Source organism: Acinetobacter sp. GWC1_38_13, assembly GCF_001767535.1.
GTDB lineage: Bacteria > Pseudomonadota > Gammaproteobacteria > Pseudomonadales > Moraxellaceae > Acinetobacter > Acinetobacter junii.
Genome location: NZ_MELG01000079.1, coordinates 1 through 21,859 on the forward strand (window position 1 = coordinate 1; position 21,859 = coordinate 21,859).

General features: G+C 38.1%; 19 protein-coding genes. 14 read left to right on the plus strand and 5 right to left on the minus strand.

Annotated elements, in window-relative coordinates; genetic code table 11:
- Positions 1 to 348: 348 nt before the first annotated feature.
- The 6 genes from A2003_RS07685 (at position 349) to putP (ending at position 7,565) form a co-directional block, all read left to right on the plus strand.
- Complete coding sequence (locus A2003_RS07685; RefSeq protein WP_112986623.1) at positions 349 to 1,284, plus strand: metal-dependent hydrolase; 936 nt, start codon at positions 349 to 351, stop codon at positions 1,282 to 1,284.
- Between the two features lie 222 nt (positions 1,285 to 1,506).
- Complete coding sequence (locus A2003_RS07690) at positions 1,507 to 3,357, plus strand: ABC transporter ATP-binding protein (RefSeq protein WP_112986622.1); 1,851 nt, start codon at positions 1,507 to 1,509, stop codon at positions 3,355 to 3,357.
- Positions 3,357 to 3,797: a MaoC family dehydratase gene (locus tag A2003_RS07695; RefSeq protein ID WP_004954698.1), complete on the plus strand. Its 441-nt coding sequence runs from the start codon at positions 3,357 to 3,359 to the stop codon at positions 3,795 to 3,797. Before A2003_RS07690 ends, A2003_RS07695 begins: the two co-directional genes overlap by 1 nt.
- Positions 3,798 to 3,926: 129 nt before the next feature.
- Complete coding sequence (locus A2003_RS07700) at positions 3,927 to 4,952, plus strand: AraC family transcriptional regulator (protein WP_004954701.1); 1,026 nt, start codon at positions 3,927 to 3,929, stop codon at positions 4,950 to 4,952.
- Between the two features lie 96 nt (positions 4,953 to 5,048).
- Positions 5,049 to 5,423 (plus strand): glycine cleavage system protein GcvH, encoded by a 375-nt coding sequence (gene gcvH / locus A2003_RS07705; protein ID WP_004915409.1) that lies wholly within the window; start codon positions 5,049 to 5,051, stop codon positions 5,421 to 5,423.
- Positions 5,424 to 6,068: 645 nt separating this feature from the next.
- Positions 6,069 to 7,565, plus strand: a complete 1,497-nt coding sequence (gene putP, locus A2003_RS07710) for a sodium/proline symporter PutP (protein ID WP_004954704.1) — start codon at positions 6,069 to 6,071, stop codon at positions 7,563 to 7,565.
- A gap of 42 nt (positions 7,566 to 7,607) precedes the next feature.
- Here the strand turns inward: putP and A2003_RS07715 are convergent, their stop codons facing one another.
- Positions 7,608 to 8,099, minus strand: coding sequence for an Lrp/AsnC ligand binding domain-containing protein (locus A2003_RS07715; protein ID WP_004915403.1), 492 nt, complete (start codon positions 8,097 to 8,099; stop codon positions 7,608 to 7,610).
- Between the two features lie 120 nt (positions 8,100 to 8,219).
- On the opposite strand from A2003_RS07715, the gene putA reads away from it, so the two are divergent.
- The 3 genes from putA to A2003_RS07730 all read left to right on the plus strand — a co-directional run bounded on the left by putA (position 8,220) and on the right by A2003_RS07730 (position 13,778).
- Positions 8,220 to 11,984, plus strand: a complete 3,765-nt coding sequence (putA, locus tag A2003_RS07720) for a trifunctional transcriptional regulator/proline dehydrogenase/L-glutamate gamma-semialdehyde dehydrogenase (protein ID WP_286687118.1) — start codon at positions 8,220 to 8,222, stop codon at positions 11,982 to 11,984.
- 231 nt (positions 11,985 to 12,215) lie between these two features.
- Complete coding sequence (gene trmA / locus A2003_RS07725) at positions 12,216 to 13,301, plus strand: tRNA (uridine(54)-C5)-methyltransferase TrmA (protein WP_286687119.1); 1,086 nt, start codon at positions 12,216 to 12,218, stop codon at positions 13,299 to 13,301.
- Between the two features lie 249 nt (positions 13,302 to 13,550).
- Entirely contained in the window at positions 13,551 to 13,778 is a 228-nt protein-coding gene (locus A2003_RS07730; protein ID WP_004954718.1) for a hypothetical protein, read from the plus strand.
- Between the two features lie 41 nt (positions 13,779 to 13,819).
- Here A2003_RS07730 and A2003_RS07735 read toward each other — a convergent pair whose 3' ends face one another.
- Positions 13,820 to 14,581, minus strand: coding sequence for a phosphodiester glycosidase family protein (locus tag A2003_RS07735; protein ID WP_286687120.1), 762 nt, complete (start codon positions 14,579 to 14,581; stop codon positions 13,820 to 13,822).
- Positions 14,582 to 14,732: 151 nt separating this feature from the next.
- On the opposite strand from A2003_RS07735, the gene A2003_RS07740 reads away from it, so the two are divergent.
- Positions 14,733 to 15,266: a lecithin retinol acyltransferase family protein gene (locus A2003_RS07740; RefSeq protein ID WP_286687121.1), complete on the plus strand. Its 534-nt coding sequence runs from the start codon at positions 14,733 to 14,735 to the stop codon at positions 15,264 to 15,266.
- A gap of 51 nt (positions 15,267 to 15,317) precedes the next feature.
- Here the strand turns inward: A2003_RS07740 and A2003_RS07745 are convergent, their stop codons facing one another.
- Complete coding sequence (locus A2003_RS07745; protein ID WP_039046996.1) at positions 15,318 to 15,773, minus strand: nucleoside deaminase; 456 nt, start codon at positions 15,771 to 15,773, stop codon at positions 15,318 to 15,320.
- Positions 15,774 to 16,107: 334 nt separating this feature from the next.
- On the opposite strand from A2003_RS07745, the gene A2003_RS07750 reads away from it, so the two are divergent.
- A complete protein-coding gene (locus tag A2003_RS07750) occupies positions 16,108 to 16,365 on the plus strand; it encodes a YjhX family toxin (RefSeq protein WP_004915387.1) in 258 nt (85 codons plus the stop codon).
- Between the two features lie 79 nt (positions 16,366 to 16,444).
- On the plus strand, positions 16,445 to 16,951 hold the full coding sequence (locus A2003_RS07755) for a GNAT family N-acetyltransferase (protein ID WP_039046956.1): 507 nt from the start codon (positions 16,445 to 16,447) through the stop codon (positions 16,949 to 16,951).
- An 81-nt stretch (positions 16,952 to 17,032) separates the two neighbouring features.
- On the opposite strand, the gene A2003_RS07760 is transcribed toward A2003_RS07755, so the two are convergent.
- Positions 17,033 to 17,611: a YceI family protein gene (locus A2003_RS07760; RefSeq protein WP_039046957.1), complete on the minus strand. Its 579-nt coding sequence runs from the start codon at positions 17,609 to 17,611 to the stop codon at positions 17,033 to 17,035.
- A 227-nt stretch (positions 17,612 to 17,838) separates the two neighbouring features.
- On the opposite strand from A2003_RS07760, the gene A2003_RS07765 reads away from it, so the two are divergent.
- Positions 17,839 to 18,246 carry an OsmC family protein gene (locus tag A2003_RS07765; RefSeq protein ID WP_204379168.1) on the plus strand — a complete coding sequence of 136 codons (408 nt, stop codon included), beginning with the start codon at positions 17,839 to 17,841 and terminating at the stop codon, positions 18,244 to 18,246.
- A gap of 55 nt (positions 18,247 to 18,301) precedes the next feature.
- Here A2003_RS07765 and tkt read toward each other — a convergent pair whose 3' ends face one another.
- A complete protein-coding gene (gene tkt / locus A2003_RS07770) occupies positions 18,302 to 20,290 on the minus strand; it encodes a transketolase (RefSeq protein WP_039046959.1) in 1,989 nt (662 codons plus the stop codon).
- A gap of 384 nt (positions 20,291 to 20,674) precedes the next feature.
- On the opposite strand from tkt, the gene metK reads away from it, so the two are divergent.
- The gene (metK, locus tag A2003_RS07775; RefSeq protein WP_004954738.1) at positions 20,675 to 21,841 is read left to right on the plus strand and encodes a methionine adenosyltransferase; all 1,167 of its coding nucleotides are present in this window, start codon (positions 20,675 to 20,677) and stop codon (positions 21,839 to 21,841) included.
- The last annotated feature ends 18 nt before the right edge of the window (positions 21,842 to 21,859 follow it).

Below are 21,859 nucleotides of genomic sequence, written 5' to 3' on the forward strand. Positions count from 1 at the left end.
AAAAAGTGAATTGAAAGTGCTGTAATAATTAAGACTGAAAATAAAACAGCGACAAATCGAACCGTAAACTTTAACAACATATTCTTTACCCTATTCAGTTCTTGTATTTCACTCTCAGTATATACCCCTCTGATGAATCAATTTTGGTTTTTATTGTTTAGTTTTAATAAAACAAAATGCGAAAAGTTAAACTATATGAAACAGTGATTTTAGAAGTACTTTGCAGTTATTTATCATTTGATACTTCAAGATCATGCTTATTCGTCCTCAAAGCACATGGTATGCAACTTGATGCAATGCTAAAAATAATTCATCAAAAAAATTCGTAATTCCTTTTGGGTGACATGTATGATCTTAGAAAACCACCAAATTAAAGCAAGAAAAGTACATTTCGATTTTTCAGAATCTTCTGTCTGCTGGATGGAAAATGATCCGCTTTGTTCTCATGTGGCAAATGGGATCAACATGCTTTTGCCAGCTGGTGAATTTTGGTTTTGTCGCGTATTTAATAAAGCCCTCCCTCTGATAAAAGATGAAAAATTAAAAGAAGATGTTATTGGATTTATTCGCCAAGAAGCGACTCATGCTCGCGCACATGAAAATGTACAAGATTTTTTAAGGGAAAATGGCTACGACGTTCAAGATCAACTAAATCGTGCCCACTTCTTATTTAATATACTTTTAGGTGACAAGCCTTTAGGACTTCCAATACTTAGAAATAAAGCGCTTGAAGAATATTGGTTATTATTCCGTGTTGGTATTATCGCAGCGATTGAACATTTCACTGGAACTATTGGTCAATGGACACTAGAAAGCAAATCTTGGGATTCAGCAGACCCAGCGATGGCTGATTTGTTTCGTTGGCACCTAGCTGAAGAAGTAGAACATCGTTGTGTAGCCTATGATTTATTTGAGCATCTTGTAAAAAATAAATTTGGCTTCTATCTATCTCGTCAAGCGATCATGATGGTAATCTTTCCTCTGTTCATTTATCTACTTGCTGATTTTGCCCGTGGTTTAGCAACTCAAGATTTAGAGAATGAGAAAATGCAAAAGCTCGTTCGCCAAAGTTTCTTTAATTTCATTCGCGAGTTTGAAAAAACTGCAACTCAAACAGACCATCTTCCTACGATTAAATATTTGTGGAAAGCAACGCTACGCTGGGTTTCGCCAAAGTTTAATCCTGTCGATGAAGGCAATACAGAACAAGCATTGGCATATATGGCTCAATCTCCTGCCGTCAAGTTCTTTGAGCAACAAGACCATCGCTCAAAAGCCAGTTAAGGTTTAAGTTTAAATCAAAACAAAAAAGATAATTTAAAGTAGACTTTAAATTATCTTTCCTCCCTCGAAATGGTAAATTTAGTTTCACTTAATTACGGGCTATAACTTTATCAATTTTTACCATTCGTTATCATTTTTGCCTTTTGTGATTTTCTATACATTTTTTCTGATATGCTACAGGTTGAAGTTGAGTTAGTACTTTGGGTCAAGGGGAAAGTTTAGATGTTGCAATGGTTTGAGAAATTAGTTGATCCTTATCCAACAAAAGACTTAAACAAACCATTACCAACTACATTTTTTGCTTTTGTTTGGCAAGCCACTGAGGGCGTTCGACCTTTTTTATTTTTACTGATTTTATGTGCTGCAGCTGCTGCTTGTTTTGAAGCTTTATTTTTTTCATATATCGGAAAACTGGTTGATTGGCTCAGTAAAAGCCAACCAGATACCTTTCTAGCAACAAATCAACAGAATCTGACTATCCTTATTAGCATTTTATTTGCGAATATATTTTTTGTAAGTATTCAATCAATTATTAAACATCAGGTTTTATTTAGTAATTTCCCAATGCGTATGCGTTGGCGCTTTCACAATTTACTCTTACAACAAAGTTTAGATTTCTTCCATACGGATTTTGCAGGTCGACTCTCTGCCAAAGTTATGCAAACAGCTTTAGCTGTGCGTGAATTTTGGATGATTTTAGGCGACATGTTGGTCTATGTACTTATCTATTTCATTACGATTAGTCTTGTACTTGGCTCAATTTCGCCTGTACTCATTGTTCCATTACTCTTATGGTTAGCATTATTTATCGGTATTGCGAGCTACTTTATTCCTCGACTAGGTCGCGTCTCTCAAGAGCAAGCCGATGCACGAGCTGTGATGACAGGACGCGTTACTGATGCATACACCAATATTCAAACAGTGAAATTGTTTGCACATGCTGGTCGTGAAAGCCAGTATGCAAAAGAATCCATGAAAGAGTTCATGGTGACTGTTTATAAGCAAATGCGATTGGCCGTCAAATATCAAATCTGTATTCGTCTTCTTAGCGCATTTCTTTTTATTAGTGTTATTGGTACATCTGTTTGGCTTTGGACCGAAGGTCAAGCTGCACTAGGCGTAATCGCGGCCACAACCGCAATGGTACTTAAACTTGATAGCTTAGCTGAGTTTATCATGTGGCATGTCACCATGCTTTTTGAGAATGTAGGTACCATTCAAGATGGTATGAAAACCTTAGGTAAGCCAATCGAGATTCAAGACAAACCTGATGCCACTGAACTCAAAGTCCCTCATGGTGAAATTAGTTTTGAAAATGTCAGTTTTGCATATAACGACAAAAACGTTATTGATCACTTTAATCTAACCATCAAACCTGGTGAGAAAATTGGCATTGTCGGTCGATCAGGAGCAGGAAAATCAACGTTAATCCAACTGCTTCTACATTTTTATTCGATTCATCAGGGTCGTATTCTTATCGATGGTCAAGATATCCATCAAGTGACTCAAGATAGTCTCCGTGCAAATATCGCACTGGTAACCCAAGACACTTCTCTACTACATCGAACTGTTGCGGAAAATATTAAATATGGTCGACCAAACGCTACCCTTGATGAAGTATATCAAGCAGTTAAAAAAGCTAAGGCTGATGAGTTTATTCCTCAACTAAGTGATCAAAAAGGTTTTGTAGGCTTAGATGCATATGTGGGTGAACGTGGTGTCAAACTATCAGGTGGACAACGCCAACGTATTGCAATATCGAGGGTTTTCCTCAAAGATGCCCCTATTTTGATACTTGATGAAGCAACCAGCGCGTTAGATTCTGAAGTTGAAGCCGCAATTCAAAGCAGTTTAAATGACTTGATGGTAGGCAAAACGGTTATTGCAATTGCGCACCGATTATCTACTATTGCACAAATGGATCGTCTCATTGTTCTTGATCAAGGCAAAATTGTCGAGCAAGGCACACATGAGCAACTCATTGCAAATGATGGCTTGTATGCCCAACTATGGAAACGTCAAACAGGCGGTTTTCTTGTTGAGCAACGAGTAACTCAGCAGGATAAAGAATAATGTTGTATTTAGAAGATTTGAAAATTGGAGATCGTTTCATCAGTCGTGAGTATGAAATGACACTTGAAGAAGTTAAACAGTTTGCAAGTCAATACGACCCTCAACCCTTTCATCTCGATGAACAAGCAGCAGCTCAACATCCAATTTTTCAAGGCTTAGCTGCAAGTGGTTGGCATACATCAGCCGTAACGATGCGTCTTTGGACTGAGTGTTTCCCTATTGCAGGCGGCTTACTGGGTTCAGAGTCAAGTTTACGTTGGCCAAGGCCAACACGGGTTGGCGATAAAATCCATGTGGAAGTTGAAATTACTGCAATTGTGCCATCAAAAACCAAAAATGATCGTGGTATCGTCAGCTACGTAACACAGGCTTTGAACCAACACGGTGATGTGTTATTAATATCTACTACCAAAATTATGGTTTTTAGAAAACCTTCTTGATTTTTGAACATTAGGTGACTCTCTTGTCCAACAATTTTTATGATTCAATCTTTTATTTCATGCAAATATGTTCGAGACCTAGATGTTTAAAAGATATGGGCAAAAATTGATGAGCGCCACGGAAAGCACATGAAAACAACCTCAACTCGTCAAGATCAAGGAATACCAGGCGTTTACGGCTTATTGCTACTAGATGTAGTTTCACGTTGGGGATACAACGATGAAACTTTATTTGCTCCATTTCATTTGACTAGCGAACTTCTAGCAGATCCAAACTATAGAATTCCAACACCTGTAGCAAACGAATTAGTAAAACATGCATTACGCCTGACAGGTGAAAGTACGCTTGGCTTTCACTTAGGCACACAGATGCGTATTTCAATTCACGGTTTTATTGGCTATGCCATTATGACCGCACATGACATTACTGATGCGATTGCTCTTGCGAGTCGTTTCATCCAATTACGATTACCTTTTTTACAACTTTATTTCTCGACTTTTGGTCCCAAAGCGACCCTTCAACTGCAATGTGATATTGATGTAGAGCCACTCAGAACGGAGATTATTCTAGGACTGACGATTGGCATCATGACCATGGCAAAGGCATTAACTGGTATTGAAGATCTTCAAGGTGAAGTGGATCTAGATTTTCCAGAACCAGAAGGTTTTGATAAATATAAAGACAAGTTGAATAGTACGATCCGTTTTAACCAGCCACATTTAATATCGAGTTTTGATAAAAAATATCTTGGTTTGAAAATGGTGAATGCTGATCCAATCGCAAGCCAAATCGCAATTAACCAATGTGAATCTGAATTATCAGCATTGGGTGAGCGTCGTCGTCTAGCGATGCGTGTTCGTGATATTTTAACCAATTCAGAGCAACACTATTTAAGTATTGAGAGTGTTGCAGAACGTCTTCATATGTCTGACCGTACACTCAAACGACAATTGGCTGCTGAAGGAACATCTTTTTCAACACTAGTCGATGAAGTTCGATATCGTCATGCGACTTCACTACTCTCCCGAACAGACTATAGTTTGGAACAAATTGCAGATGAATTAGGTTATTCTGACGTTGCCAACTTCAGTCGTGCATTCAAACGTTGGAGTGGTCGTAGTCCGAGTAATTGGCGTAAAGACCCATATTTGTAATATTTTCAGTGCATCATTTATTGATGCTTTTGTTTTTATTGAAAAACCTGTATAAAGCCAAACAAAAATGATGAGACAGATTTTTAAGGAGTTGTCATGAATCATCCAGAAGATTTGAAATATGCGCGCACGCATGAATGGGTAAGAATCGAGGGTGACCTTGTTGTTACAGGTATTACTGATCATGCTCAAGATGAGTTAGGTGATTTAGTATATGTAGAAACTCCAGAAGTTGGCAGCCAAGTTACGGCTACTGAACAAGCTGGTATTGTTGAATCTGTAAAAACAGCTTCTGACATCCATGCTCCTATTTCAGGAACTGTGGTTGAAGTAAATACTGCACTTGAAGATGATCCTGACTTTGTCAATGAAGAGCCATATGGAAAAGGTTGGATATACAAAATCAAACCAGACAATATGGCTGATGTTGAAAAATTACTTTCAAATACAGAGTATGAATCAGGTTTGTAATTTTCGATTCTATTTTAAAAAACCCAGTGTTTGATCACTGGGTTTTTTATTAGATAAATATAAAAAGTTTGATATGGCTAAGCCCTTTTACTAAAGCTAACAATTGATGAATAAATATCGTTCTAAAATAACTATAAATAGCTAAGCTATCACAAGCAAAACCATGATGTTTAGCATCTAAAACTTTATAAAAACTTATGCATAAGCATTTTGATTATCTTAAAAACTCAGAATATTAGTCATAAACCTTAATTTTCAGTTCAAAATATAAGCATTTTGAGATAATAAACTGCAAAACTTGGACTCAAATTAGCCACTAAAGCCGATGCTTCTCGTATATTTTTTTAATTTTAAAAGTAAATGTTTCAGATTTGTAACAGATATGAATATTTTGAATATTTTTCACCCAAATAAAATACATTTGTTATGATAAAAAAGTCTAATTTATTTAATAAAGAAATTAAGATTCATACACTTAATTTAAATTACACAAACAATACAATTTAGATACATAATTATAACAGTTTTTTAAAAATCATTCGTGATTGAATCTGTGACCTTATCAGTCTTATTAGAATAGTAAATCATTTTTGGCTATTCAGATGTGATTGCAAAATTATGGATATGTAAGGACAAGCATCCATTATGAATTTTTCAAATCCCACCGTTGTTGTGTTCGTGGTATATATTCTTGCCATGCTCGGTATAGGTTTATACGCCTATTTCTCCACCAAAAACCTAGATGATTATATTCTCGGAGGACGTAGTCTAGGTAGTTTTGTCACCGCTTTATCTGCTGGTGCATCGGATATGAGTGGTTGGTTACTCATGGGTTTACCTGGTGCCATTTACTTGACTGGATTATCAGAATCATGGATTGCGATCGGGCTAATCATCGGTGCATGGCTTAACTGGTATTTGGTTGCTGGACGTCTACGCGTTCATACCGAAGTACAGAATAATGCACTAACATTACCAGATTATTTCACTGGTCGTTTTGATGATCAGAAGAAAATTTTGCGTGTCACATCTGCGTTGATCATTCTGGTTTTCTTTGCAATTTACTGTGCTTCAGGCATGGTTGCTGGTGCTCGATTGTTTGAAACACTATTCCATATGCCTTATGAAACTGCCTTATGGTTAGGTGCTTTTGCAACAATTGGCTATGTGTGTGTTGGTGGCTTCTTAGCAATCAGCTGGACGGATACTTTCCAAGCAGGTTTAATGATCTTCGCTTTATTGCTTCTTCCAATTGTGACATACATGTCATTAGGAATTGGCGCAGAAGAATTTACTGCTTTGGTAGAAACTGCTCGCCCACATGCTTACGACTTTGTCTCGAATCTAAGTTTTGTTGCGATCCTCTCAGCAGCAGCATGGGGCTTAGGCTATTTTGGTCAACCTCACATTCTTGTACGCTTCATGGCAGCTGACTCAGTAAAATCTATTCCAGCAGCTCGTCGCATCGGTATGACTTGGATGATTCTATGTTTAGCTGGTGCTGTTGGTTCAGGTTTCGTTGGTATCGCTTACTTCCAGCAACACCCAGAACTTGCTGCCGCGGTAGCAGGTAACCATGAAACAGTATTCATGGAACTCACAAAAATCTTATTCAACCCTTGGGTTGTAGGTGTAATCTTAGCTGCAATTCTATCTGCAATTATGAGTACGCTAAGTTGTCAGTTACTAGTATGTTCAAGTGCTTTGACTGAAGATTTATACAAAGGCTTTATCCGTAAAAATGCGTCTCAAAAAGAACTCGTTTGGATTGGTCGTGCAATGGTACTTGCAGTTGCATTACTTGCGCTGGTGTTAGCTCAAAACCCTGACAGTAAAGTTTTAGGTTTGGTTGCTTATGCTTGGGCTGGTTTCGGTGCAGCATTCGGTCCTTTGATTATTCTTTCATTGTTCTGGAAGCGTATGACATTGAACGGTGCACTTGTGGGTATGGTTGTCGGTGCAGTTACCGTGATTGTTTGGAAAAACTTCTTCGGTGAAACAGGCATCTACGAGATTATTCCAGGTTTCGCATTCGCATTTGTCAGCATCGTGGTTGTAAGTTTGCTTGGTAAAGCACCAAATGCAAATGTTACTAGCCGCTTTGAACAAGCTGAAGAAATCTATGCTAGAGACATGAAATAATTCTTCAAAAATTTAAGGGGCTTTAAAGCCCCTTTTTTTGATTCAAAATTTTGTCCTCGATTTGATTTTTATCTTCGAGCTATCCTTCACAACCTGCATCACGGGATAACTCCGTGTTTCTTTGACACCAGGTAACTGCCACAAAATCTGCCCTGCAATGCGGCGAAACTCCTCCATCCCGGCACTGCGCAATTTGATTAGAAAATCAAAGCCTCCACTCACCATATGGCATTCCACGATTTCAGGGTATTGCGTTACTGCATCAATAAAATCATCAAGTACGTTTGGGGTCGTTTTATCTAACAGTACCTCAACAAATACTAAAAAATTCGCATTAAGCTTCGCTGGATTAAGCTTTGCTTCATAGCCTAGAATAAATTCATCCTTTGTAAGCTTCTGCACACGAGCCATGACGGCTGTGGGAGATAGGTTCACTAATTCAGCTAATTTGCTGTTAGAAATTCTTCCATCTGTTTGAAGAATATCCAGAATTTTTAGATCTGTTCGATCTAATGTAGAAATAGGGCCATTCAACTGAATTTTCCTCTAAAAAATGGACTAAATATAGTGAGTTACTCGGGTTTTATTCTGTAATCATAAATTATCTAAACCTCTCTACTCAATATGTTCTAGAGATTGTTATTGGAATTTAGTATGAATACTTTGGATACTCCCGCACAAATGGACACAGCTCACAACGACGGTGGTTATATCACCGAATTTAAAGAAAAAAGTGAGTTTGAGCAACGCATTAATACAGCTTGGCGACGTGCTGAACCTGAAGCTGTCGCTGAACTTGCTGAAGCCGCAAACATCTCACCAGATCTCGATCAAAAAATTTATGAACTTGCATTTGATCTAGCGAATAATCTACGTGAACGCAAAAGTTCTGCTGGTAAAGCAGGTATCGTGCAAGGTTTACTTCAGGAGTTCTCACTTTCTTCTCAAGAAGGTGTGGCACTCATGTGTTTAGCAGAAGCATTGCTTCGTATTCCAGATACTGCGACACGTGATCTTTTGATTCGTGACAAAATCAACCAAGGCAACTGGAAAGAGCACGTAGGTCAAAGTAGCCTCATGTTCGTAAACGCTGCTGCTTGGGGTTTGATGTTAACTGGAAAGTTAATGGAAACTCCAAAACAAACAAGTTTATCGAGTGTATTAACGGGCTTATTAGCACGTAGTGGTCGCGGTATTATTCGTAAAGCGGTTGACGTCGCTATGCGTATGATGGGTGAACAGTTTGTTACTGGTGAAACTATTGAAGAAGCACTTGAACATGCTAAGCCACTTGAACATAAAGGTTTCCGTTACTCTTATGACATGTTAGGTGAAGCTGCGCTCACAGATCACGATGCTGAACGCTATTACAACGACTATACCCAAGCGATTCATGCGATTGGTAAAGCATCTAATGGTCGTGGCGTATATGATGGTCCTGGTATTTCTATCAAGCTTTCAGCATTGCATCCTCGTTACCAACGCTCGCAAATCAGTCGTGTTCACCATGAACTTTATAACAAAGTTTTCGAACTCGCATGTTTAGCTAAGCATTATGATATTGGTTTAAACATCGATGCTGAAGAATCGGAACGTTTAGAAATTTCTTTGGAAATGTTAGAGCGTCTATGCTTCGAACCTAAACTTGCAAACTGGAAAGGCATTGGCTTTGTTATCCAAGCCTACCAAAAGCGTTGTTTCTTCGTTGTCGATTACATCATTGATCTTGCAAAACGCAGTAACAAACGTCTGATGATTCGCCTAGTGAAAGGTGCATATTGGGATAGCGAAATTAAAAAAGCTCAAATTGAAGGTATGACTGACTACCCTGTGTTCACACGTAAAGTGCATACAGATTTGTCATACATTGCTTGTGCGAAAAAACTTCTTGCTGCACCTGATCAAGTGTATCCGCAATTTGCAACACACAATGCACAGTCACTTGCAACGATCTACAATCTAGCTGATCCAAGCAAATACTATCCTGGTCAATATGAATTCCAATGCTTACATGGCATGGGTGAACCACTGTATGAACAAGTTGTGGGTTCAAAAGAAGACGGTAAACTTGGTATTCCATGTCGCGTGTATGCGCCAGTTGGTAATCATGAAACTCTATTGGCTTACTTAGTTCGTCGTTTACTTGAAAATGGTGCAAACACTTCATTTGTAAACCGCATTGCAGATAAAACATTGAAAGTAGATGATTTAATTCAATCACCTATCAAAGATATTCAAACTGCTGCAAAAGAAGAAGGTCAGCTTGGTTTAAAACATCCTGCTATTCCTCTTCCGCATGATTTATATCCGTTGCGTCCAAACTCAAATGGTTTCGATTTAAACAACGACACACCGCTTGCAGACTTAGATGCTACAGCCCAAAAGTTTCGTAATCACGTGTGGAAAAGCGTACCATTACTTGGATTTGAATCAACAGTCCATGATCAAAGTAATGCTCTTGCAATTACAAACCCTGCACAAAATAGTGAAATCGTAGGTTATGTAAACGAGGCAACCAGCGCTGATGTACAACTTGCACTAGAAGCAGCAGTACAAGCAGAGCAAAGTTGGGCTGCGACAAATAAAACTGAACGAGCAGCTTGCTTAAAACGCGCTGCGGATTTGATGGAAGCTCGCATCCAAGAATTGATGGTATTACTTTGCCGTGAAAGTGGTAAAACCTATGCCAATGCGATTGCAGAAGTACGTGAAGCAGTAGACTTCTTACGTTACTACGCAACTCAAATTGAAAACTTACCTGCAAATGCACAAGTGAAGCCATTAGGTACAGTTTTGTGTATCAGCCCATGGAACTTCCCTCTTGCGATTTTCTCGGGTCAGATTGCAGCTGCGTTAGTAAGCGGCAACTGTGTGATTGCAAAACCAGCTGATCAAACTCCATTGATTGCAGCTCAAGCAGTTCAAATGCTTTGGGAAGCTGGTGTACCACGTGGTGCGGTTCAACTTTTACCTGGTCGCGGTGAAACAGTTGGCGCGCAATTGAGCCAAGATGATCGTATCCAAGGCATCATGTTTACAGGTTCTACAGAAGTTGCAAAAATCTTGCAAAAAACTGTGGCAAAACGCTTATCTCCGAATGGTCAACCAATTCCGTTAATCGCGGAAACAGGTGGTCAAAATGCCATGATCGTTGATTCATCTGCATTAACCGAACAAGTCGTATTGGATGTGGTAAGTTCTGCATTTGATAGTGCAGGTCAACGTTGTTCTGCTCTTCGTATCTTATGTGTTCAAGAAGATAGTGCTGCAACAGTTGTGAAAATGTTGAAAGGTGCAATGAAACAGTTGATCGTAGGTAATCCTGCTATCTTAAAAACTGATATTGGACCAGTAATTGATACTGAAGCAAAACAAACCATTGATAATCACATTCAAAAGATGAAATCAAAGGGCTACCCTGTTCATCAATTGATGTTTAACGATGCTGTAAGCCAACAAGCACTTGCTCAAGGTACATTTGTTCCACCAACAGCGATCGAATTACCAAATCTTGATGATTTAGAGCGTGAAGTATTTGGTCCAGTGTTGCATATCATCACGTATAAGTATGGTGAACTTGAGCAATTGATCGATCGCATCAATGCAAAAGGTTACGGCTTAACGATGGGTCTACACACACGTATTGATGAAACGATTAATACTGTCATCCAACGCGCAGAAGTAGGCAACTTATATATCAACCGTAATATCGTTGGTGCAGTTGTTGGCGTGCAACCCTTTGGTGGTGAAGGCTTATCTGGTACAGGTCCTAAAGCAGGCGGTCCATTATATATGTATCGTTTGATGGAACATTGTTCTGAAAAAGTCTTAGCAACACCATTTGCTGTTAAATCAGAAGTTTCAACTTTTGAAGCAGTTTCAAATGTTGCTTACCAAAACTTATTAACTTGGGCTAAGCAAAATATGCCTCAAGCAATTCCAACGATTCCTGCATTTGGCGTTGGTAAATTCTATGAGTTGCAAGGTCCTACTGGTGAAAGTAACCAATACATTATCTTACCTCGTCATCGTGTGCTTTCTATCGCAAATGATGAAGCGAGCCAGTTACAGCAGTTACTAGCGATTTTCGCAGTAAGCAGTACTGCTGCTGTTACTAAAGATAATGCTTTCTTGGCTAAGCATCAGAAATCTTTACCAAAAGATGTGTTAGCAGCAATTAAAGTGATTTCAGACATCGAAAAAGATGCTTTTGATGCTGTTTTACATCATGGTTCAGTTGAACAATTAACTGAACTGCAAACGAAAATTGCGAACCGTTCTGGAGCAATCGTGGGCATTACTCATCTCAAGACAGATGAGCAGATTCCTCTAGAACGTCTAGTCATTGAACGAGCTATTAGTGTAAATACCGCTGCTGCCGGCGGTAATGCGAGTTTAATGACTTTATCTGAAGACTAATTTAAGTCTCTTGCGGAACTTCAGTCGTTCCTCATCCCAGCCCGAACCATGTTCTACATGGTTCGGGTTTTTATTTTCTAATTTTAAGACAAATGGTTTTTACAAAAATTTCCACACCATCATGTAATGAAACCAATTCGTTTAAATCAGGGATAATCATAATTTCCCTGCACCTTTTACTGCTTTTTTTGATACCATTCCCCTTTAGTTTTTACCTACAGTTTTCTTTTTATGACCGTATCTTACCAACAGCAACTTCAAGAGAAAGTTGAACGAATCACCGCACAATTTGCACCGTTCAATCCCCCTGCTTTAGAAGTATTTCAATCACCTGAGCAACATTTTCGTATGCGTGCGGAATTCCGTATTTGGCACACTGAAGATGATTTGTTTTATGCCATGTTTGAACGTGCTGAAGATGGTAAGCAAAAAGCTGTTATTCGTATCGATGATTTCCCGATTGCTGATAGCAGTATCAATAATTTAATGCCACTACTACTAGAAGAATTAAAAGCAACTCCGATTCTTTCGCAACGTATTTTTGAAGCAGATTTCCTATCCACTTTAAGTGGCGAAATGTTGGTAACGCTGATTTACCATCGCCGTTTGGATGCAGAATGGGAAAGTGCAGCAAAAGCACTTGCTGATAAATTAAATATTAAAATTATGGGACGTAGCCGCGGTCAAAAGGTCATTATTGGAGATGATTACGTTGTTGAACAACTTAATGTTCATGGACGTACTTTCAAATACAAACAAATTGAAAGCAGCTTTACCCAGCCTAATGCTCAAGTCTGCCAACATATGCTTGAATGGGCTTGTGATGCTGCGGAAGGTGCTCAAAAAGATTTACTAGAACTGTATTGCGGTAATGGTAACTTTACTCTACCACTGTCTCTGAAATTTAAACGCGTTCTTGCAACTGAACTTGCTAAATCATCAGTTCATGCAGCGCAATGGAATATTGAGCAGAATCAAATTGATAATATTCAAGTAGCACGTTTATCAGCTGAAGAATTTACCCAAGCCTATCAAGGTGAACGTACATTTAGACGTTTATTAGAAGCTGAAATTGATATTCAAAGCTATGACTTTGACACTGTATTTGTTGATCCACCACGCGCAGGCATTGATGACGAAACGCTCAAGCTGTTACAAGGTTTTGAACGTGTTATCTACATATCTTGCAACCCAGACACGCTACACGATAACTTAAAAATATTGACACAAACACACCGCATTCAGAAGTTTGCTATGTTTGATCAATTCCCTTTTACACATCATGTTGAGTCTGGTGTATTACTTGAAAAAATTTAAACAAACTATTTCAATGTAAGCATTTTTAATAGAGAGTTTTTATAACTCTCTATTTTTTATTTAAGTTTTTTTATAAAAATCTTTGAAATATCAACGGTCAAGTCATTAAGTTGTCATAATTTCGTTAATAACGTTAAAAATCATCGAAAAAATTGAAGTTCAACTGCTGCTTTTATCACTTATGCTGACTTGTATTTTATTTTAAAGTGACTATATTTCGATCTATGTTAGGTTGTATATGAAGGCTCTATGAGTTTTTGGCAAAAATTGTTGAATGCTGATCAACAATATAACGAACACAAGAATCAAACCTCTTGTGTTGAAAATGATTGCTCTTGCAAATCAAATGAACAACTTCTTGAGGCTTTAGTAAAAGCTACAGATGAAGATGTGATTAAAGGCATCAAAAAAGTCCTGATTTCTCGTGGTTATAGTCGTAAAGAATTACTTGCGATGATCAACCCACCAATCCAATAAAAATAATACCCTAATCTTTTCTGAACGAGAGGATTAGGGTTCTATAACTTACAATTCTTTTGATGTGTTAATCCAACGATTGGTCCTAAATTATATTTTATATCATTACGTTGAATGTCTTTTAAATACAAGCTAGAAATCGATCCATCTAAATACAAAGCTTCATCTACTCTCAACTGCTGTTTAAAGAACTTTGCAAACTGATAAAAATTTATACGCTGTTCTGAAATCACGAAATATAAATGATCATCCCGCACCCCAACACCATTACGAATTTTTAAAGAATTTGAATCCTTTATAAATTGAGAATTTATTAGTCCTTTATGCACCAACATTGGTCCTGATTGTGTCGCGAAATTTGCTGTAAAGTTTGCTCTCTTATAGTCTGCTGTTGAATGAATGACAGCACCATGATCATTCCACGCTACGACACCATTTGGTTGCATAAAAAAATTACCAAAACCTGTTGATTCATTTAATTCAGAAAGCTTTTTCTTTTTTTCTATATACAACCCCACAGGCTCAAAGTTGGGATGATACATCCCAGCATTCATCGCAAAACGTAATTCTTTACATGCAGCTAAGTCGCTTTGAATATTCGAAAACTTTTGATAGAAATCACCTGTTCGAGGATTTTTTAAAAATAATTGCAAATCCTTTAAGTCATCGACCTTTATCACTTCAAATAGAACATCCTCGAATTTCATACTTTGATATTCAAATGCAAAAACTGTGGTAGCTTGAAATACCATACTTGATAGTAATAGACATCGATTCAACAACAATTTCAAATTCCTCAACATCACAAAAGCACCTACTTTAGAATATAACCTCAATTTAGATGACAGATACAAACTCAACACATATTCACATGATTGATTGATGAAATATGCTCGATAGATTCATCTTTTTTCACTAAAATAGCTAGGTAAAATGCAATATTCTTGAATAGGCATGCAGCAGAAACATCAACGTTTTTATCTTGGCGCTCATCTCATCGTCAAACACTTTGGTTATAGCCATCATGGCATCTATGCAGGTCGTGGAAGAGTTATTCACTACTCAGGCTTTGCACATATTTTCAAAAAACATCCTATTGAAATAACGACACTAGAACGTTTTGCTCGTGATAAGCCTATTCATATTCGTTATTATGAATCACCGAAATATAAAGCTAAGGTTGTTGTACGTCGCATGCGATCACGTATGCATGAAAATCACTACCATTTGATTATCAATAATTGTGAACACCTTTGCACATGGGCGATTACAGGTATTGAATCCAGTACGCAAGTTGAAAGGATGCAACGGCGTATTGCTACGATTGGTTATGTTAGCTCTTTAATGAGTTATATGAATAGCCTGATGCTTACAATTGCTACAGCCTGCTTTGCGATCGTTTTATACATAAAAATCATGATTCGCCGTCAAGCGAAAAAATCTCTTCCAGCATACTTACTTTTAAAAGAAAAACATGCAAAAAAGTAATGTGGATTTTCAATAAGTTACTAATCTAAAAGTAATTCTTCGCAATCCAATCTACTGTTGTCTTTGCCAAATTGCATACAAATCTGAGCAGTGATTCGATTTTAATTGAGTAAACTCTAAACCCTCTTGAAACTGAGGTTCAACTCTCAATAATTCGGCAATTTTCGCAGTTGATAAACCAAATGGTTCAGCATCCGTATTGGAGAATGCAAAAAATACTTTTGAAATACCAGCCATTCTTATTGCAGCTAGACACATTGGACAAGGTTGCCCACTTGCATAAACCCTAGAATCTTCTAAATTTGGAGTAGATAATAAACGACCTGCTTCTCGTAATGCGAGCAGTTCAGCATGTGCTGTCGGATCATTCGTCAACTTAATCTGATTTACACCTGTTGAAATGATCTCATTATTTTTTACAACCAAAGCAGCAAATGGTCGACCGCCTCGTTTTACATTTTCTAGTGCTAAATCGACGGCCTGTTGTATGAATTTCTGATTATCCATCCTGTCCTACCTTGAAAATAATATTTGTGCTGTGCATTCAAATATTGGAAATACATCGATACTTGCATCTTAAGTTAATCTTAAAAATAAGGCTATACACCTTAACTCTCGCACCCAAAACACAGTATATTTCACATAATATTTTACTTTTTATATCACAAGCTATATATTGATTAGCAAATTTCATATCCAATCTACATCGAGGATTTTATGTTGGAGATAGCAGTAATCTGATAACCATATTTCAATGAAAATTTGAAATGGGTTATCAACGCGAATTTTTCAGGCTTCATGCCTATCTTTGCTTTTGATTACTTAATATCTGGATTCCAACATGAACCTATCCAAGTCTGAACAAAGGACTTTACACGTCTTAGCAAAAGGCGGAAAAATCGTAAAACTCAAAAATGAATCAGGACAACTCATTGCTGTAGAATGTTATAGCCGTGAAGGTTTTGTATTATCTGATTGCACACTCGATGTTTTTCGAAAACTTAAGAAGAAAAGATTGATCAAATCACAGGAAGGTCAACCCTATCAAATCAATTTGAATGGGCTTAGAAACGTACGGCCTCAACTCGATAATCAATAAACATCCTTAATCATCATCTGATGAAGCAATAACATGATTTTGCTTCATCAGTGATTTAAAAAAATACTAGGTAACTAAAATGAACATTCGAATCCGTAATGAACAGAACACTGACATCCAAGCCATTTTTGATTTAACACAATCAGCATTCTCACATGTTGAATATTCAAGCCACACTGAACAATTCATTGTAAATGCGCTGAGAGAAAACAATCAGTTAACCCTTTCTTTAATCGCTGAAATTAACAATCAAGTTGTTGGGCATATTGCCTTTTCACCCGTCTCTATTTCAGATGGTGCGACAGATTGGTATGGTTTAGGTCCTATTTCAGTTCTACCTGAATATCAAGCAAATGGTATAGGCTCTCAACTTATCAAAGAAGGTTTGAATAAGATCAAGGCACTAAATGCAAAAGGATGCGTATTACTCGGCGATCCTAATTATTATGGAAAATTTGGCTTTAAGGCTGATGCTAGATTGATCCTAGAAGATGTTCCAGCAGACTATTTTCAAATTCTTGCTTTTACCGACCACATACCAAGTGGTTTTGTCACTTATTCAGAAGCATTTAATGCTACCACATAGTCATTTTCTCTAGATAATGAGCAAATAAAAAAGCTCACGGCTATTGAGCGTGAGCTTTTTTGAAGTTTGAGTACTTCGATATTACTTAGCAGCAGTTGCTTCAGTTGTAATATTTACAGTGATCTTATCACCTACATTCGGAACATAGTTTCCGATACCAAATGCAGAACGATCAAATGAAGTCGTTGCATTAAATCCAATTGCAGGTACTTTAGCCATTGGATGCTCACCTTGTTTATTCAGCACAGCATCTAAAACTACAGGTTTAGTCACACCTTTAACGGTTAAGTTACCCGTAATTTTGAAGTGTTTCTTGTCTTTAGTTTCTACTTTAGTACTTTTAAAAGTGATATTCGGATATTTAGCTGCGTTAAACCAAGCTTCTTCTTGGAACTCTTTATCCAAAGCAGGAACATTTGTATTCACACTGCTGATTGGAATAATCACATCTACAGAAGAGTTTGATGGTTTAGCATTATCAACTTTAATCACGCCTTGAATATCAGTGAAATTCGCGCTCGGAGTTGAAAAACCAAAGTGATTCCAGCTAAACACTGTTGCTGTATGTGTTGGATCAATTTTATAGTCCACAGGCGCAGCTAAAGTTACAGAACTTGCGATGGCAACGGCTAAACCTAAGCTTAATGTTTTAAATTGCATTTTTCGTATCCTTGTTTGGTATAGGCAATAGTGTATACATCAAGTATTTTTATTCATTATTCTTTATAAAACGATATGTTTCATCCGTGCAACAATAAAAGGGTTACAGCGCGTATTAAACTCAATATGATTATACAGATTCGATACTAGACAATTGGATAGTTCATTCGTATTCTCGATTGATCTATGATTTTTTTAATTTTAAAAGATTCACAACAAGGTAAATCATGACTTATTCTACCCAAGCACTCAGCACATCAACTCCCTATCGCGTTACACTGACGAACTCTTCTGGGCACACTTGGTATTCTGATGAACCTGCAGATAAAGGCGGTCAAGATACTGCACCAAATCCAATACAATTATTATTATCTGCTCTGGGCGCGTGTACGACGATCACCTTAGAAATGTACGCCAATCACAAAGGAATTAAACTTGAACAAGTTCAAGTAGATCTTTCATTGAATCCAAATGGTCAACCAGAGTCTGCTCAAAACAACATTGAGCGTAAGATTGTGCTTAAAGGTGAATTTACCGAAGATCAGCACAAACGTCTGTTAAAGGTAGCAGAAAGCTGCCCTGTTCATAAATTATTGACGTCGAATATTTCAATTCAAACTGAACTTAGCATTTAATTTCAATCACAAAAAAAGCGCCCTAATCAGGACGCTTTTTTAACTCTTAATTCAATTAAGCAGTCAACTCTTTAACAGCAGCAACAACCGCTTCAGTGGTGATACCGAAGAATTGGAACAAGTCTTTTGCTGGAGCAGATTCGCCATAGGTGGTCATACCGATCACTTTACCGTCTAAACCAACAAACTTCCACCAATAATCCACATGGGCAGCTTCAACTGCTACACGTGCACGGATATGTGCTGGTAATACCGCTTCACGGTAAGCAGCATCTTGCTTCATGAATTCTTCAGCACATGGCATAGACACAACACGCACACCTTCAAGCTGTGCATATGCCTCCATCGCCAATGAAACTTCTGAACCAGTCGCAATGATGATTGCCTTCAACTCACCTTTCTCTTCAGCAAGTACATAACCACCTTTTGCAACGTTTTGAATTTGAGCTTCATTACGCGCTTGGAATGGCAAGTTTTGACGAGAGAAAATTAATGCTGTTGGACCTTCTTTGCGCTGAAGAGCGGATTTCCAAGAAACAGCCGCTTCAACCGTATCACATGGACGCCATGTATTTAAATTCGGCGTACCACGTAATGATGCAATTTGCTCAATTGGCTGATGTGTTGGACCATCTTCACCTAAACCGATTGAATCATGTGTATATACATGAATTACGCGTTGCTTCATTAATGCAGACATACGTACCGCATTGCGCGCATATTCCATAAACATTAAGAATGTTGCAACGTAAGGAACAAAACCACCGTGTAAAGCTACACCGTTTGCAATTGCGGTCATACCGAATTCACGGACGCCGTAATAAACGTAGTTACCCGCAGGATTGTCTTGTACGCCTTGGCAACCTTTCCAAAGTGTTAAGTTAGAACCAGCCAAGTCAGCCGAACCACCTAATAATTCAGGCAGTAATGGACCAAACGCTTGTAACGTATTTTGGCTTGCTTTACGAGTTGCAATTGTTTCAGCTTTTGCATTTGTTTCAGCAATGAATGCATCTGCTTGTGCAGCAAATTCTGCAGGTAAGTCACCGTTGATACGACGTAACAATTCAGCTGCTTCAGTTGGATATTTTGCTTGGTATTGTGCAAACAATTCATTCCAAGCGGCTTCAGAAGTTTGACCCTTAGCTTTTGCATCCCAAGCTGCATATACATCTTCCGGAATAACAAACGCTTCTTCTTTCCAACCTAATGCTTCACGTGTTAAAGCGATTTCGTCTTTACCAAGTGGCGCGCCGTGGCAGTCTTCTTTACCTTGTTTATTCGGAGAACCTAAACCAATAATCGTTTTACAGATAATGATCGTTGGTTTATTGCTTTCAGCTTTCGCTTCAACAGTTGCTTGACGAATCGCATCAGCGTCATGCCCGTCTACACGAAGCACTTGCCAGCCATAAGCTTTGAAACGTTGCTCAGTATCATCACTAAACCAACCTTCCACTTCACCATCGATTGAAATCCCGTTGTCATCGTAGTAAGCAATCAACTTACCAAGACCTAAAGTACCTGCAAGTGAACATACTTCGTGCGAAATACCTTCCATCAAGCAGCCATCACCTAGGAAACAGTACGTGAAGTGATCAACAACATCTAAACCGTCTTTGTTGAACTGAGCAGCTAACGTTTTTTCAGCTAAAGCAAAACCTACTGCATTCGCAATACCCTGACCTAATGGACCAGTTGTTGTTTCAATACCAGGTGCATATCCATATTCAGGATGACCAGGAGTTTTAGAGTGTAATTGGCGGAATTGCTTTAAATCTTCAATAGACAAATCATAACCAGTCAAATGCAATAATGCATATTGCAACATTGAGCCATGACCATTTGACAATACAAAACGGTCACGGTTCGCCCATTGTGGGTTTGTTGGGTTATGATTTAAAAATTCGCGCCAAACTACGTCAGCGATATCTGCCATCCCCATTGGAGCACCAGGATGCCCTGAGTTTGCTTGTTGCACAGCATCCATAGCCAAGACACGAATTGCATTTGCAATACGACGTTCATTTAAAGGGGTTGTCATAAGTCAGAATCCGATTAAATCAATAAGATGAGAGAAGATGAGAAATCATCTTTCAAAAACTGCGACTATTGTCTTAAAAAAACAAGATGGGGTAAAGTGCAATACACGATATTTCTTATATTTTGATCATTCAAATACAATTCTTTATGCAAATGTTCACCGTGTAAACAACATGTAAAATACAATCAGTCAAATATGAAAATTTACAATTCAGAAAAACTTTATTAATTAAAGCATTAATATTAGTTTTACTTATACACATATCAATAAAAACATGATGAAAATGAAATAATTTCATGCTTTTTAGTCAGCTTGTGCTAGTCCTATACGCCAAGTCGATGTAACATACTCTGTCTTTTTGAAAATAACCATGATAGGACGTTCATGCGCGAGTATGCTGTTTTTACTTCAGAATCTGTAAGCGAAGGTCATCCAGACAAAATGGCTGACCAAATTAGTGATGCTATTTTAGATGCAATCCTAAAAGAAGACCCGTATGCGCGTGTCGCTTGTGAAACATTAGTAAAAACAGGCGCTGTTGTTCTTGCTGGTGAAATTACGACTACAGCAAACGTGGACTTTGAAGCGATTGTACGTCAAACAGTTAACGGAATCGGTTATCATCATTCTGATTTAGGTTTTGATGGCTCTACATGTGCTGTCATCAACATGATTGGTAAGCAGTCACCTGAGATTGCTCAAGGTGTTGACCGTCAAAAACCAGAAGATCAAGGTGCTGGTGACCAAGGCTTGATGTTCGGTTACGCAAGCCGTGAGACAGATGTTCTTATGCCTGCGCCTATTTCATACGCTCATCGCCTCATGGAACGTCAAGCAGAATTACGTCGTTCAGGTGCTTTACCTTGGTTACGTCCAGATGCAAAAAGCCAAGTTACATTTGCTTATGAAAATGGTATGCCAGTTCGTTTAGATGCAGTTGTATTATCAACTCAGCACGATCCTGAAATCAGCCAAGCTCAGTTAAAAGAAGCAATTATCGAAGAAATTATTAAACCAATTATTCCTGCTGAAATGTTTCATGCTGAAACCAAGTTCCACATCAATCCTACAGGTATGTTTGTGATTGGTGGTCCTGTAGGTGACTGTGGTTTAACTGGTCGTAAAATTATTGTTGATACATACGGTGGTATGGCTCGTCATGGTGGTGGTGCTTTCTCTGGTAAAGACCCATCAAAAGTAGACCGCTCTGCAGCTTATGCTGGACGTTATGTTGCGAAAAATATCGTTGCTGCAGGTCTTGCTGACAAATGTGAAATTCAAGTGAGTTATGCAATTGGTGTTGCAGAACCAACTTCTATTTCAATTAATACATTTAATACAGGCAAAGTATCAGATGAGCTTATTGTTCAGCTAGTACGTGAACATTTTGACTTACGTCCGTATGGTATTACACGTATGTTGAATCTAATTCAACCGATGTATAAACAAACTGCAGCATATGGTCACTTCGGTCGCGAAGGTTCTGACACTGCATTTACATGGGAAAAGACAGATAAAGTTCAGATCCTTAAGGATGCTGCTGGACTTTAAACCCACACATAAAAAAGC